General features: G+C 69.4%; 10 protein-coding genes. 6 read left to right on the forward strand and 4 right to left on the reverse strand.

Features of this window, described 5'->3' with window-relative positions; genetic code table 11:
* Positions 1-14: 14 nt before the first annotated feature.
* Positions 15-1,193, forward strand: a complete 1,179-nt coding sequence (locus CHC09_RS20330) for a dienelactone hydrolase family protein (RefSeq protein ID WP_089294733.1) — start codon at positions 15-17, stop codon at positions 1,191-1,193.
* Between the two features lie 10 nt (positions 1,194-1,203).
* On the opposite strand, the gene CHC09_RS20335 is transcribed toward CHC09_RS20330, so the two are convergent.
* Entirely contained in the window at positions 1,204-2,376 is a 1,173-nt protein-coding gene (locus tag CHC09_RS20335; RefSeq protein ID WP_089294734.1) for an acyltransferase family protein, read from the reverse strand.
* Between the two features lie 112 nt (positions 2,377-2,488).
* On the opposite strand from CHC09_RS20335, the gene CHC09_RS20340 reads away from it, so the two are divergent.
* Positions 2,489-3,475 carry a hypothetical protein gene (locus CHC09_RS20340; protein ID WP_089294735.1) on the forward strand — a complete coding sequence of 329 codons (987 nt, stop codon included), beginning with the start codon at positions 2,489-2,491 and terminating at the stop codon, positions 3,473-3,475.
* 144 nt (positions 3,476-3,619) lie between these two features.
* On the opposite strand, the gene CHC09_RS20345 is transcribed toward CHC09_RS20340, so the two are convergent.
* Entirely contained in the window at positions 3,620-4,168 is a 549-nt protein-coding gene (locus CHC09_RS20345; protein ID WP_239138375.1) for a DUF1062 domain-containing protein, read from the reverse strand.
* Between the two features lie 843 nt (positions 4,169-5,011).
* Between CHC09_RS20345 and CHC09_RS20355 the strand changes: the two genes are divergently transcribed.
* From CHC09_RS20355 to CHC09_RS20370, 4 genes are all read left to right on the forward strand, one after another.
* A complete protein-coding gene (locus CHC09_RS20355) occupies positions 5,012-6,925 on the forward strand; it encodes a serine/threonine-protein kinase (RefSeq protein WP_089294737.1) in 1,914 nt (637 codons plus the stop codon).
* Entirely contained in the window at positions 6,900-7,433 is a 534-nt protein-coding gene (locus CHC09_RS20360; protein WP_089294738.1) for a DUF6529 family protein, read from the forward strand. Before CHC09_RS20355 ends, CHC09_RS20360 begins: the two co-directional genes overlap by 26 nt.
* A gap of 131 nt (positions 7,434-7,564) precedes the next feature.
* Complete coding sequence (locus CHC09_RS20365; RefSeq protein WP_089294739.1) at positions 7,565-8,671, forward strand: LLM class flavin-dependent oxidoreductase; 1,107 nt, start codon at positions 7,565-7,567, stop codon at positions 8,669-8,671.
* Positions 8,668-9,282, forward strand: a complete 615-nt coding sequence (locus tag CHC09_RS20370; RefSeq protein ID WP_089294740.1) for a CE1759 family FMN reductase — start codon at positions 8,668-8,670, stop codon at positions 9,280-9,282. Before CHC09_RS20365 ends, CHC09_RS20370 begins: the two co-directional genes overlap by 4 nt.
* A gap of 51 nt (positions 9,283-9,333) precedes the next feature.
* On the opposite strand, the gene CHC09_RS20375 is transcribed toward CHC09_RS20370, so the two are convergent.
* The gene (locus tag CHC09_RS20375; RefSeq protein ID WP_089294741.1) at positions 9,334-12,951 is read right to left on the reverse strand and encodes a tetratricopeptide repeat protein; all 3,618 of its coding nucleotides are present in this window, start codon (positions 12,949-12,951) and stop codon (positions 9,334-9,336) included.
* Positions 12,948-13,274, reverse strand: a complete 327-nt coding sequence (locus tag CHC09_RS20380; RefSeq protein ID WP_089294742.1) for a hypothetical protein — start codon at positions 13,272-13,274, stop codon at positions 12,948-12,950. Before CHC09_RS20380 ends, CHC09_RS20375 begins: the two co-directional genes overlap by 4 nt.
* Positions 13,275-13,321: the final 47 nt, after the last annotated feature.

Here is a 13,321-nt window from a genome sequence, read left to right on the forward strand (position 1 = left end):
ATTGTGAGGAATCAATGAGACGGCGCACCCTGATCTCGCTCCCGGCCGCGACCCTCGCCGCCACCCCCGCCCTGACCGACCCCGACCCGGCCGGCGACGCTGCCGCGGCCGCCGGTTTCGAGAGCCCGGCCGTCCTCGACGGCAACCTGCCGGTCTTCTATGAGCGGCTCAAGGACGAGCTCGACTTCCCGCTCGCCTGGCCGAACAGCCGCGAACGGGACTTCCGCTCCTGGAAGCGCCGCGCCCGCGCCCAGGTCGAGGAGCTGCTCTGGCAGCCCGAGGACCGCACCCCCTTCGATGCCGAGATCGTCGACGAGCAGCAAGGGGACGGCCTTCGCCGGCGACAGCTGATCTTCAACGTGACCCGGCACAGCCGGGTCCGGGCCACCATGCTCGTCCCCGACGGGCCCGGGCCGTTCCCGGCCGCGCTGCTGCTGCACGACCACGGCGCGAAGTTCGACATCGGCAAGGAGAAGATGATCGAACCCTGGTACGACGACACCCGGCTCACCTCCGCGCGGGCGTGGGCCACGAAGTACTTCAGCGGCCGGTTCGTCGGCGACCAACTGGCCGCCCGGGGCTACGCCGTCCTCGCCGTCGACGCTCTGGGCTGGGGCGACCGGGGCGGCGTCAGCTACGACGGACAGCAGGCTCTGGCCGCGAACCTCTTCAACCTGGGCTCCTCACCGGCCGGCCTGATGGCCCGCGAGGACATGCGCGCGGCCGCGCTGCTCGCCGGCCTGCCCGAGGTGGACGAGCACCGGATAGCGGCGGTCGGCTTCTCCATGGGCGGCTACCGGGCGTGGCAGGTGGCTGCCCTCTCCGGCCACATCGCGGCGACCGTCTCGGCCTGCTGGATGACCGGGCTGAAGGAGATGATGGTCCCGGGCAACAACACGCTGCGCGGACAGTCGGCGTTCTACATGCTGCACCCGGGCCTCTTCCGCCACCTCGACCTCCCGGACGTGGCCTCGATCGCCGCGCCACGCCCGATGTTCGTGCTGGACGGGGAGACGGATCCGCTCTTCAGCGCGGCGGGGCGCGAGGTGGCGTACCGGAAGATGGGTCTGGTCTGGGCCGCGCAGCGCGCCCAGGACCGGCTGCGGACCCAGGTCTGGCCCGGCCTCGGCCATGTCTTCGTCGAGGAGATGCAGGAGGCGGCCTTCACCTGGCTGGACCGCTGGCTGCGCTGATCGCGCGGCGTCACAGCGTCTCCTTCAGCCTGGTGGGCTCGCTGACCCCATCCTGTCGCGCCCGGGCCCGGCGGCCGAGTAGCTGAGCGGGGGTTTCCACGTAACGGTGAGTCAGCCAGGAGAGCCCGAACACCGCGCTCAGGTAACAGCCAGCGATCACCGGGCCGGGCAGCGCCGACTCCAGGAACCGGTGCCCGATCTGGATCAGCACGTGGTGGATCAGGTAGATCGAGTAGCTGAGAACCCCGATCAAGGACAACCACCTGGGCGTACGACGTTCGCGGCAGAGCCGCCCGATCGCGAACGCCCCGCCGAAGACCAGCAGGGTGATCACCGACCGGGCGACGTACCGCGGGGTCACCGCGCCGAGCGCGTGCAGTTCCGCGATCCAGTTGGCCAGCAGCGCCCCGGCCACCACGGTGATCGCCAGAATCGCCGGCCACCAGTCGGTCTGCCCCCGGTCCGCGCGATAGATCGCGGTGCCGGTGAACATCACCGCGACGATCAGCAGACCGTCCCACCGGTGCGCCGGATCCTGACCGATCGCGAGCAGCGCCACGACCAGCCCGCCGAGCAGCAGCCCGCCCGCGACGCTCGCGGCCCGACGCCCCGAGATGACAAGACCGAGACCGATCATGAGTACGACCGCGGCGAGCGGCACCAGCCCGGGACGCGGCCCGGCGAGCGGCGCGGTCGCCACCGCCAGCACGGCGAGCAGCACCGCGATCGGCCCGCTCGCCCGGTGCAGCCGGACCGTGAACAGCGCGGTGACCAGCAGGTAGAAGACCATCTCGTAGGAGAGTGTCCAGAGCACCGGGGTCACCAGCGGCACGTCCAGCAGGAACGGCAGCATCGTCGCGTGCCCGGCCGCCGCGGTCACCGGCTGTGATGTCGTGTAGCCGCCCAGGAGGACCACGGCGGCGATCGCGACCAGGTACATCGGGTAGAGCCGGAGGGCCCGGCTGATCCAGAACGCCCGCAGATCGCCGTGCTGTTCCAGCGAGGCCGGGATGATGTAGCCGCTGACCAGGAAGAACAGCATGACTCCGGCGGGGCCCGCGTGCAGCCACTCGCCGGTCACCGCGCGTAGATCGGTGAACACGTACCGGGTCAGGTGGGCGTAGACGACGAGCAGGACCGCTACGGCGCGTAGTCCGTCAAGCCATCCCCACCGTCCGGACATCGGGCCACCATAGTCAGCCCCGGCCCGGATGCAAAACAACCGGCGCCGGCCAAGCGGGCCAACCTCCAGCAGGCAACCACGGGATCATCTGTGGCGGCATTAGGCTGCGGCGGTGCGCCCCGTCATGATCGCCGACGTCGCTCTCCCGCCCGTCCGCTCGATCAGCCAGGCCGCCGGAGTCGGGTGGTTGGTCACCCACGCGGCGGAGTCCTCAGCGACGGTTCTGGACGCCGGCCTTCGCATCGTCACGCGTTTCGATGCGCCGGTGCGGGCGCAGAGGTTCATGGCCAGTGCCGGCCAGCGGCACCTGGCGGCGGTGACCCTCGACGAACTCGTCGTCTGTGACCACCTCGGTCAGGTTCTGTGGCGCCGCGAGCATTCGATCCCGCGCGCCGGGCTGCCCTGCACGCCGAACTGCCATCTCGACGCCCAGGGTGTGCTGTGGGTCTACCTGCCGACCGGTGACGAGTTGGTCGCCTACGACGCGGCAACCGGTGCCGAGCTTGACCGTGCCCGGCTGGATTCCTCGGTAGGCGCGGCGTATTTCTTCCCTCACCCGGACGGAGAACGGCTCGGACTGCACGTCGGCATGGGGCAGGACGCCCCGCTGAGTCACCTGGCCTGGCTCGCCGGCGGGCGAATCCACGGCCGTGATCTTCCCGGCCCGTTCCTCAACGGGTTCACTTCCGCCGGCGATCGGTACCTGGCCCTGCCGCACGGCGACGTGGCGGAGATCGCCATGCGGACCGTGTCCACCGGCGCGATCGTCGTCGCCCGCGGCTCCACGGAGATCGAGGGCCGCACCGGCGACAGCGATCACCGCCTGATGGAGGCGGCAGCACTGGTCAGCGACGACTTCGTCCTCGTGGCGGTCAACACCGACGACGACGGCGACTTCGAGAGGCACCTGCTGCTCTCCACCCGCAGCCTGCGTTGGCAGGCTGACGTCGACTACGACCTCGACATGACCCAGAACGCCATTGCCGCCACCGACGGCCAAGGCCGTTGGCTCACCAGAGGACCGGACGCCACCGTACGTCTGTGGCAACTCCCCGACCGCGTCACCGACGAGATACCCGGACAACTCGACCTCTGGTGAGACAGATCCGTCAGCGCGGCGTGCCGAACGATCGGTCAAAGCCGGACCCCGGGGGCGCAGGCGAACCGGCCTCCGCCCCCGGGACTCTCGCCGTTCGAGTGCGCGGCCGTCAGCGGCCGTGACTCTCAGCGCGAGAGATGTGAATCAGCCTGCCGAACCCCTCGCCATCGCGATGAAAGTGAATCCGAGGGTCCTGGGCCGGCGCAGGGAGATGTCGCTCTTGATCCGTCGTGGCACCTCGCTTCTGCTGCAGCCGAGGCCTTGTGCGATGAGCCGGTCCGGGCGAACCGGCACCGGATCCTCGAAGTTGACCGCCACCTGCCAAGGCCACGCCTCGTCGAGCCCTACGGGCAACGGGTCCAGTTCCCAGGCCCCCTGCCAGTCCAGCGCGAGCCCATGGCGCCGAAGGAACAGCGGGTCGAGCAGTGTGGCCGCCACGAGCTTCGGATCGTTGGCGTGGTAGCCATCGAGCAACGCCGGATCGATGGATCTGACCGTTGCTCGCTCGTGCACGGGGAGCTTGCTCGTCCGATCGCAGGAGACGCAACGGACGAGAAGCCACACGTCCAGCAGTTTGCCGTTGGCGTTGGCGCGGAATCTGCCCTTGCCCGTGGTGGCCGACTTCGATGGGCAGTCCAGGCACCGCCACGACAGCAGGGGCAGCCTGGTCCTGCGGACGATCCAGGGCAGCACGATATGAGGTTGTGAAGACATGATGAACCTTCTGAAGACCTGACTCGAGGCCGATAGCGCGCGGCCTCAATCGCTGCATTGACGGGCGCACGCGGGCAGCCCGGCAGGACCGACGAGGGCGTCGGCCTGCGGATGCATGGAGAAACGTCAGGTCTACAGAGCAGGCGGGGTCACGCGGTTTGTCCTGTCCTCACTACGAAGGGGCACGGGCAACCTATGGGAACGCGGCACCGCTCACAAACGGATTTTCCAGGGTTCGTTCGTGGACCACCCGGGTGCCGAACCCTCGCGTGTAGACCTCGCGCGGCGTTCAAGGCGTTCGTGGTGCGTGAGATCCGGCCCTTGCAGGTGTCCGCCGCCACGTCGAACGGAACATCCTCGGAAATTGCCCGCAGATCGACCGTCGTCGTCCCCGCTCGTCGTCCGTGGAGGTTATCCACAGAAATGCGAGGGGTGTTTGCGGTGGCAGCTGTGCTGTGACGACAATGGCAGTCCGGAGGGGGAGCCAAAATCGATCAACGTGATTCGGGGGAGTGGGCCGATGCCGGGACGAGTACTCTCGACTGATCAGGCCAGGCTGGCGATCATCAACGGTGGGCTCACCGACCAGATTTCGCAGTTCGAAGCGCGGTGTCCAACCCGGACACGTGGGGCGGTCTGCTGCCCTAGCGGTTCCGTGATGAGACGTGGCCGGAGACGAAGGCCGCGCTCGACAAGGCCAAGCAGGAATTAGATCAATTGCGCGAGCAGCCTCAGAAGATCGCGCAGAACGTCAGGACCGCCAGCGGCAGATCATAATCGGTCGCCTTTGCCGATCTGATCAATTTCGGAAAGGGTATCGGGATGGGCGATCAGGAGGCGCTCGGCCGGGAATACCTGCTGCACGAGGAGATCGGACGCGGCGCGCTCGCGGTCGTCCGGCGGGCCACGCGGCGCTCCGGCGGGCCACCACTCGCGGCCAAACTGCTGCGGCCCGAACTGGCCGGGGACCGCCGGATCCGCGAGCTCTTCCTGCGCGAGGAGGCCGCGCTGCGCGACCTCGACCATCCCAACATCGTCGGCCTGCGCGACCTGGTCGTCGAGGGCGGCTCCGTGGCCCTGCTGATGGATTTCGTGGACGGTCCCGACCTGCGCCGCCACCTCGCCCAGCGCGGCGGCCGGCTCGGCGCGGCGGAGACCGCGGCGATCGCCGCGCAGGTGGCGGCCGCGCTCGCCGCCGCGCATGCCCAGGGCGTCGTCCATTTGGACCTCAAACCCGAAAACCTCCTCCTGGTACGTGGCAGTGAGCCGCCGATCGCCCGGGTGACCGACTTCGGGGTGGCGGTGCTGCTGCTGGACGCCGACCGGGGCGTGGCCGGGGGAACGCCCGGCTACACCGCACCTGAGATCTGGCACGGGGCCCCGCCGACCACGGCGGCCGATGTGTACTCGATCGGCGTCCTGCTGGTCGAGCTGGTCACCGGCGACCTGCAGGGGAGCCCGGACGCGCTGCCCGCGGAGTTGGCCGGCCCGGCCCGGTCGTGTTTGCTGGCCGATCCACGGCAGCGGCCGACGGCGCGGCGGCTGGCCTCCTATCTACGCGACCTCGTCGCGTCCCGGGTGCTCGACGACGGCGCGCCGTCACAGACGGGGACCGGGGCGGCTGGACCCGGGGCCGCTGTCTCCGGGACGGGTGGATCAGGGGCCGCTGCCACCGGGGCTGTTGTCTCCGGAGCCGCTGCTGTCTCCGGAGCTGCGGCGCAGGCAGTTCCCGAGCAGGTCTCCGTGTCCCAGCAGACCACGCTGCGCGGACCCGGACCCTCGGCTGGAGCTGGAGCGGGGGCCGGCCGCGGCGCCGAGACCGGGCCGTGGGCCGGGGCGTTCCCGGCCGCGCGGCTGGCCGGAACCGGCTCGGACGAGCCCGATCACCTGGGACATTGGGCGGGGCAGCTCGCCGGGACACCCAGCGCCGGCGAGCAGGCGGCGGCCGTGGTGCGCGAGACCCGCTTGCGCCCGGGCGTGACCCCTCCCGTCGTACCGCCGAAAGCGCCGCGGGCCGGCGGTGAGTCGCCCCGGTGGCGCCGCGGGCCCCTCGTCACCCTCGGCGTGGTCGCCGCCGTCGCCGCGGCCCTGATCGGCGTCAACCTCGCCGAGGTCGCCGGTGAGCGGCCATCCCGGCCGGTCGCGGTGATCGGTGCGACCAGCGCCCCGCCGGCCTCCGAGAACGCAGGTCAGGGCGTCACGCTGCCGCCCACCGATCCGGTCCGGACTGCCGCGACCACCAGTGCGGCCGTGGCTCCGGTCCGGATCACCCTCGCCGGTCAGGTCGAGGACGACGCCGGCACCCTCGCCGTCTCGATCCGGGATCAGCAGGCGATCGCCTACGTGTGCGACGGCAACAGGGTCGAGGCCTGGCTGAAGGGCACCGCCGAGAACGGCGAGCTGAAGCTCTCCGGCAAGGGCGGCGCCAAGATCACTGGAACGTTCGACGCCGACAGTGCCGAGGGCCGGATCACCGTGATCGGCAAGACCCACGGCTTCACGTTGAAGACCGTGAAGAAGCCGTCCGGGCTCTACCGGACCACCGCCAAGGTGCGGAACGCCCGGGTGGACGGCGCCTGGATCGTGCTGCCGGACGGCCGGCAGGTCGGCGTGCTCACCGAGGGTGGCACGACCGGTCCCGCACCCCGGCTCGACGTCGCCGGCCGCACCACCACGGTCGACGGCACCTCAGTGGAGGTGACCGCGATCGATGTCGACAGCGGGACGGGGTTCTGAGGTGCGCCGCCCGCTGCTCTGGCTGCCCGCGGTGGCCGGGGTGGGCGTCGCGGTCGGGCTCGGCGTCTACGGCCGCCTGCACACCCCGACCGACATCTCGTTCCTCACCGGCCTCGGGCGGCCGATCGCCGTCAAAGCCGCGCTGACCAGCGCCGTCGTGGTTCTCGCTCTGGTTCAGGTGAGCTCCGCGCTCGCCCTCTACGGCCGCCTGCCGTTCCGATCGTGGACCCCGGCCGTGCATCGCTGGAGCGGCCGCCTCGCCGTGCTGCTCTCCCTGCCGGTCGCCGTGCACTGTCTCTACGTGTTCGGCCTGGAGTTCGACAGCCCTCGCGTGCTGGTTCACTCCCTGCTCGGCTGCCTCTTCTACGGGGCCTTCGTCGCCAAGATGCTGATCCTCAGCCGGCCCGCGACGACCCGGGCCTGGGTGTTGCCGCTGGTCGGCGGGCTGGTCTTCACCGCCCTGGCCGGCCTCTGGCTCACGGCCGCGCTGTGGTTCTACCTGACCTGACCGCAGACGACGCCGGTGTGACCCCCGCCGCAGCACAAGTTGTTTGAATCTGAAATAGTTTCCCCGTCAACAAGGTTGTGTGGGGTAGTCCGGGACGCCAGTGCCCCGGCCGGAGGTCTCAGGAGCGGGTCATGCAATTCGGCATCTTCAGCGTCAGCGACATCACCACCGACCCGACCACCGGAAAGACTCCGACCGAGGCCCAGCGGATCAAGGACATCGTCACCATCGCGAAGCACGCGGAGCAGGTCGGCCTCGACGTCTTCGCGCTCGGCGAGCACCACAACGAGCCGTTCTTCTCGTCCTCGCCGACCACCACGCTCGCGTACATCGCCGCGCAGACCAGGACGCTGCAGCTGAGCACCGCGACCACGCTGATCACCACGAACGACCCGGTGAAGATCGCCGAGGACTTCGCGATGCTGCAGCACCTCGCGGACGGCCGCGTCGACCTGATGCTCGGGCGCGGCAACACCGGCCCGGTCTACCCGTGGTTCGGCAAGGACATCCGCGCCGGGATCCCGCTCGCCATCGAGAACTACGGCCTGCTGCACAAGCTGTGGCACGAGCACGTCGTCGACTGGGAGGGCAAGTTCCGCACCCCGCTGCAGTCGTTCACCTCGACGCCGCGCCCGCTCGACGACGTCCCGCCGTTCGTCTGGCACGGCTCGATCCGCAGCCCGCAGATCGCCGAGCAGGCCGCCTACTACGGCGACGGCTTCTTCGCCAACCACATCTTCTGGCCGGCCTCGCACACCCAGCGGATGGTCGGGCTGTACCGCGAGCGCTTCGAGCACTACGGCCACGGCTCGGCGGACCAGGCCATTGTCGGCCTCGGCGGCCAGGTCTTCATGCGCAAGAACAGCCAGGACGCGGTCAACGAGTTCCGGCCGTACTTCGACAACGCCCCCGTCTACGGCCACGGCCCGTCGCTCGAGGACTTCTCCCGGGAGACGCCGCTGACCGTCGGCAGCCCGCAGCAGGTCATCGACCGCACCCTGTCGTTCCGCGACTACGTCGGTGACTACCAGCGTCAGCTCTTCCTGATGGACCACGCGGGGCAGCCGCTGAAGACCGTCCTGGAGCAGCTCGACCTGCTCGGCGAACAGGTCGTCCCGGTGCTCCGCAAGGAGTTCGCCGGCCTGAAGCCGGCGCACGTTCCGGACGCCCCCACGCACGCCGCCCGCCTCGCCGCGAAGCTCGCGGAGAACGACAAGAAGGATGAGGTCCAGGCATGAAGCAGCGCAACCTCGTCGTGATCAGCGCGGGCCTGAGTCAGCCCTCGTCCACCCGCCTGCTCGCGGACCAGCTCTCCGCGGCGGTGGGCGCGGCCGCCGGCAAGCTCGGCGTCACCCTCGACGTCGAGGTCGTCGAACTGCGCGACCTGGCCCACGAGATCACCGACCACATGCTGACCGGCTTCGCCCCGGCCGCGCTGCGCAAGGCCCAGGACTCGGTCGCGGCCGCCGACGCGCTCGTCGTGGTGACGCCCGTCTTCAGCGCCAGCTACAGCGGCCTTTTCAAGTCGTTCTTCGACGTACTGGAGCAGGACACCCTCGCTGACAAGCCGATCCTGCTCGCGGCGACGGCCGGGACCGCCCGGCACTCGCTGGTGCTGGAGCACGCGCTGCGCCCGCTCTTCGCCTACCTGCGCGCGGTGCCGGTCCCGACCGCCGTCTTCGCGGCCAGCGACGACTGGGGCGCCAACTCGGTGGAGGGTCCGCTGCGCGGTCGCGTCGACCGCGCAGCGGCCGAACTGGCCCACGAAATCGAACGCCGCGAGCCGGCCACGGTCACCGACCCCTTCGCTCTCACCGAGTCCTTCGAGGACATGCTGAAAGGACTCTGAACCCTTTCGCCGGTACGACGGAGGCCGCTCCCGCCAGGTAGCGGCCTCCGCCTATTCGTCGCTGTCGTCGAGCGCGGCGTTCAGGGCGCCGATGAGATCTGGGCGCACGTTGGCCTGAAGGATCTGCTCGAAGTCCGCCACGTTCAGCTTCTGCCGGACGCCACGCAGAACGATCAACGATTCGATGGGCCAGGCGTCGTACAGCTCGTGCCACAGGGCGGCGGCTCGGGTCAGTGCCGTGGCCGCGTCGTCGTAGTTCTGGTGCCCGTGCGCGCTGGTGCCGAGTTGGTGGTAGGTCAGGGCGGCGTTGTGCCGGTCGCCGTACTCCAGGAAGATTTCGAGGGTCTGCTGGTAGTGGGCCTCGGCCTGCTCGAAACGGTGCTGTTGCTGCGCGACCGTGCCGAGTTGGTGGTAGACGCGAGCGGTGCCATACCGGTCGCCGAAGTCCAGGAGGAGCTCCAGGGCTTTCCGGCAGTGGGCCTCGGCTTCCACGAAACGCTGCTGATCCTGCGCGGCCATGCCGAGCTGGTGGTAGGTCAGGGCGGCGCTGTGCCGGTCGCCGAACGTCAGGAAGATCTTGAGGGCTTGCTGGTAGTGGGCCTCGGCTTCCTCGAAACGTTGCTGTTGCTGCGCGACCATGCCGAGTTGGTGGTAGGTGCTGGCGGAGCTGTGCCGGTCCTTGAACTCCAGTTTGATCTCGAGAGCCTGCTGGTAGTGGGCTTCGGCCTGTTCGGGCCGTTGCTGTTGCTGCGCGACCATGCCGAGTTGGTGGTAGGTGCTGGCGGCGCTGTGCCGGTCGCCGAACTCCAGGAGGAGTTCGAGAGCCTGCTGGTAGTGGGTTTCGGCCTGCTTGAGACGTCGCTGATCCTGCGCGACCATGCCGAGTTGGTGGTAGGTGCTGGCGGCGCTGTATCGGTCGCCGAACTCCAGGGAGCTTTTGAGGGCTTGCTGGTAGTGGGCCTCGGCTTCCGCGAATCGTCGCTGATCCTGCGCGGCCACGCCCGCCAGATGCTGCAGCTCTGCCAGTTCATGGTGCAGCTCTCTGCGGTCCGGTGCCCGGTCGGCGGCGATCGCCGTGTCGAGGAGGTGCCTGCGGCTGTCCTGTTGTTTCGTCTGGTCCAGGTGTTCCTCGAGCGTGCTGATGATCGGGCTGATGGGTTGCTGGGTCTGCAGACCGTGTTCGAGGGCCGTGGTCAGGTTCGCGTATTCCGTACGGACCGCGGCCTCACCCGCCATGCGCTGCTGCGGCTCGTTCGAGGTGAGCATCGTTCCGATCAGCCGCCCGAGACCGGTGTACAGCAGATAGTGGGCCTGCTGGGCGGCGGTTTGCAGGTCGGGCCGCTGCTGGATCCGGGTCCGCAGGAAATACGGCAGCACCGGGAGGATCTGTACCCAGTCTTCGAGCTGGGGGTGGGGTGTGGCCAGGCCGACCCGGACCAGTTCGGCGACCGCGGCCGACAGATCGATCCCACCGAGCTCGGTGACGGCATGGTGTTCGGCGAGGAACTGTTGGTAGGGCTCGAGGGCGGCGGTGGGGATGCTGGCGGTGAACGGGGCCAGCAACAGCAGGGAGTTCTGGGTGGTGGGGTCGAGTTTGCCGTGGCTGTACTCGATGGCCCGGCTGATCAACCCGACCGGGTCGGCGTCGCTGCCACCCTGCTGCAGCTCGGCGAGAATCTGCGCCGGGGTGGCGGTGCGCAGAGCGGGCAGGACCACGGTGAGCGGAAGTGGATAGCCGCCGAGCAGAGTGGTCAGCTCGTCCAGTGCCGCGCGTTGGTCCGAGTCCGTGAGGTGACGGGTGCCGCCGTGGCGGGTCAGGATCGCCTCGATCAGCGTCGACGCGGCCTGAGCGTCCAGGCCGGGCAGGTCGTAGACGCTGTCGGCGAAGGTGCGCGGGCCGATCCACTGTTCGTCCTCGCGCGAGCCGAACAGCACGAGGGTCTTCCCGCCCCGTAGACGTGCCAGGAACCCGGCGAGGCGTTCGCGTTCCGGTTCGGGCAGGGCGTGCGGGATCGCCGCCGGGGTCGCGGTGATCGACTCGGTGTTGTCCAGGATCAGCAGGTACCTGCGAGCCCGGAGAAGCTGCGCGAGCCGTTCCGGCTGGGCCGCGGCGGGCAGCATCTCCAGTTTCGCGTGCTCCACTTTGTCCAGCAGCACCGAGGCGATGCCGTGGATCATCTGGTCGAGGGTCCAGGCCCGGTCCTCGTAGCTGAACCGGAATACCATCTCGACCAGGCCGGTGCGCTGCCACCACCAGCCCAGATGCTGCAACAGGGTCGATTTCCCGGCGCCCGCCATGCCCTTGACGAGCAGCATGGTGCGGTCCTCGTCGATCAGCAGTCGCCGCTCGATCGCCTGAATGTCCAGGTCGCGGCCGACGAACCCGTACTCCGTGTGTGGTTCGTCGCCGACCAGGGCCTCCCGCTCGTAGTAGCGGGCCTGCTGTTCGATCGACATGTCCGACAACCTCAGCCGGATGTCGCGTTGCGCGAACACGACCGGCAGGACCCAGTCCTCCAGATCCAGGCTCTGGTCGAAGTACGCCCGCCGAGCCTTGTCGTCGAACAGCGATCGCCGCGCGGTCTGTGTCGCCGTCACCGGGTCGTCTCCCCGGGCCAGCCCGCTGTACAGCAAGGGCATGGCCTGCTGTGCCGCCGACACCGTCACCGAATACGCCATACCGACCGTCACCGGCACCCCCGCGGCGACCAACCGCTGGGCCAGACTCGCCTCGCTGGCCGGTTCCTTCGCCGACTGGCACGCGTTCAGCACCGCGACCGGCACCCGATGTTCCGCGAGCAGATCGGCGACCTGCTGCGCCGACACCGGTTCCGCTTTCCCCTCCACCGCGGTCTCGAAGAACAGGAACGCCCGCTCACCCTCGAACGCCACCGGCTTGGAGCCGAACAGGTACTGCTCGGCGGCGCGGCCGGCCCGCAGTTCGTCGAACCCGGCCACCGCACCGTGCACATCGAAGTGGATCACCTGGTAGTAGCCCGAACCGTGCAGCCGCGTCGTGTCCCGCAACTGCCGCACGAGCGCCGGCCAGGTCCCGGGGCGCACCAGATCGACCACCACCGGGCGGTCCGCCGTGCGCAGTCCGTCCAGCAGCGGCCGGGAGATCGTGCGGTAACCGACGTCCGCGCGCCCGCCCGGGCGAGCGGTCACGACCAGGATGTTCAGCGTCGGCCGTTCAGGCGGCAACTCGAATCCGCGCGCGGGCAGGTCGACCCGGCGGGTCACCGGCAGCCGCAGCACCGCCGGCACCGGCAACTCCGGATCGAACAGCGCCTCCCAGTGCAACCGATGGAAGGCCGCCGTGCCTCGCACCTGCAGACGGCAGCCGTCGAACCCGCGCCGGGCCAGCGACCGGTAATCACCCGCCGACTGTCCACCGAAGACCTGCTCGAACAGCCGCTGCCCGTATGCGCGCAACCGCTGGACCGCGTCGTCGTGCCAGTCCTGATCGAGGAACGGGAAGCGCAGATGCTCCTCGAAATACCAGGCCAGCCGCTCCTCGTCACCCGGAACCGCCGGGTCGGAGACAGTGACCTCAAATTCCGTCGCGTCGGGAAAGGACACCCGTACGACGAACGATCCATCCGGCCCGCAGGACTGCTCGGACACACCGATCACAGTGGCCTGTGCCGGGCCCGCGCCGGTGGTCACCTGATGCTCCGCCGGATCCGGACCACCACCACCCGATCATCACCAGAGACGGTTTCGGCCAGCTCCAGCTCCGTCACGTCCACCGTCGGACGTTGTTTCACCACCAGGCGCCTCAGCAGGTCGTACAGCACACTGCTGACGAGATTCACCGCCAGCGGAACCCAGATCAGCTCCGCCAGCCCGGGAAAGAAACTCCCCGGTGCCGACGGCTGCAGCGTGGCTTCGCCCAGCGCGGCGGCCTCCTCGTCATCGGCCCATGCCTTCACCAACTCGGCCGGCTCCACGCCGACCGCCGGATCCACCGCCACCACCAGCCGAGCCATTCCCACCCCCGGGTAACACGACGAAACGTGCGACCACGATGGCACAG

Source organism: Actinoplanes regularis, from assembly GCF_900188005.1.
GTDB lineage: Bacteria > Actinomycetota > Actinomycetes > Mycobacteriales > Micromonosporaceae > Actinoplanes > Actinoplanes regularis.

What these genes read in the sequence shown, in the direction of transcription:
- CHC09_RS20330 (WP_089294733.1), top strand. Translation starts at nt 15, where the DNA reads ATGAGACGGCGCACCCTGATCTCGCTCCCGGCCGCGACCCTCGCCGCC.
- CHC09_RS20335 (WP_089294734.1), bottom strand. Translation starts at nt 2,376, where the DNA reads ATGTCCGGACGGTGGGGATGGCTTGACGGACTACGCGCCGTAGCGGTC.
- CHC09_RS20355 (WP_089294737.1), top strand. Translation starts at nt 5,012, where the DNA reads ATGGGCGATCAGGAGGCGCTCGGCCGGGAATACCTGCTGCACGAGGAG.
- CHC09_RS20360 (WP_089294738.1), top strand. Translation starts at nt 6,900, where the DNA reads ATGTCGACAGCGGGACGGGGTTCTGAGGTGCGCCGCCCGCTGCTCTGG.
- CHC09_RS20365 (WP_089294739.1), top strand. Translation starts at nt 7,565, where the DNA reads ATGCAATTCGGCATCTTCAGCGTCAGCGACATCACCACCGACCCGACC.
- CHC09_RS20370 (WP_089294740.1), top strand. Translation starts at nt 8,668, where the DNA reads ATGAAGCAGCGCAACCTCGTCGTGATCAGCGCGGGCCTGAGTCAGCCC.
- CHC09_RS20380 (WP_089294742.1), bottom strand. Translation starts at nt 13,274, where the DNA reads ATGGCTCGGCTGGTGGTGGCGGTGGATCCGGCGGTCGGCGTGGAGCCG.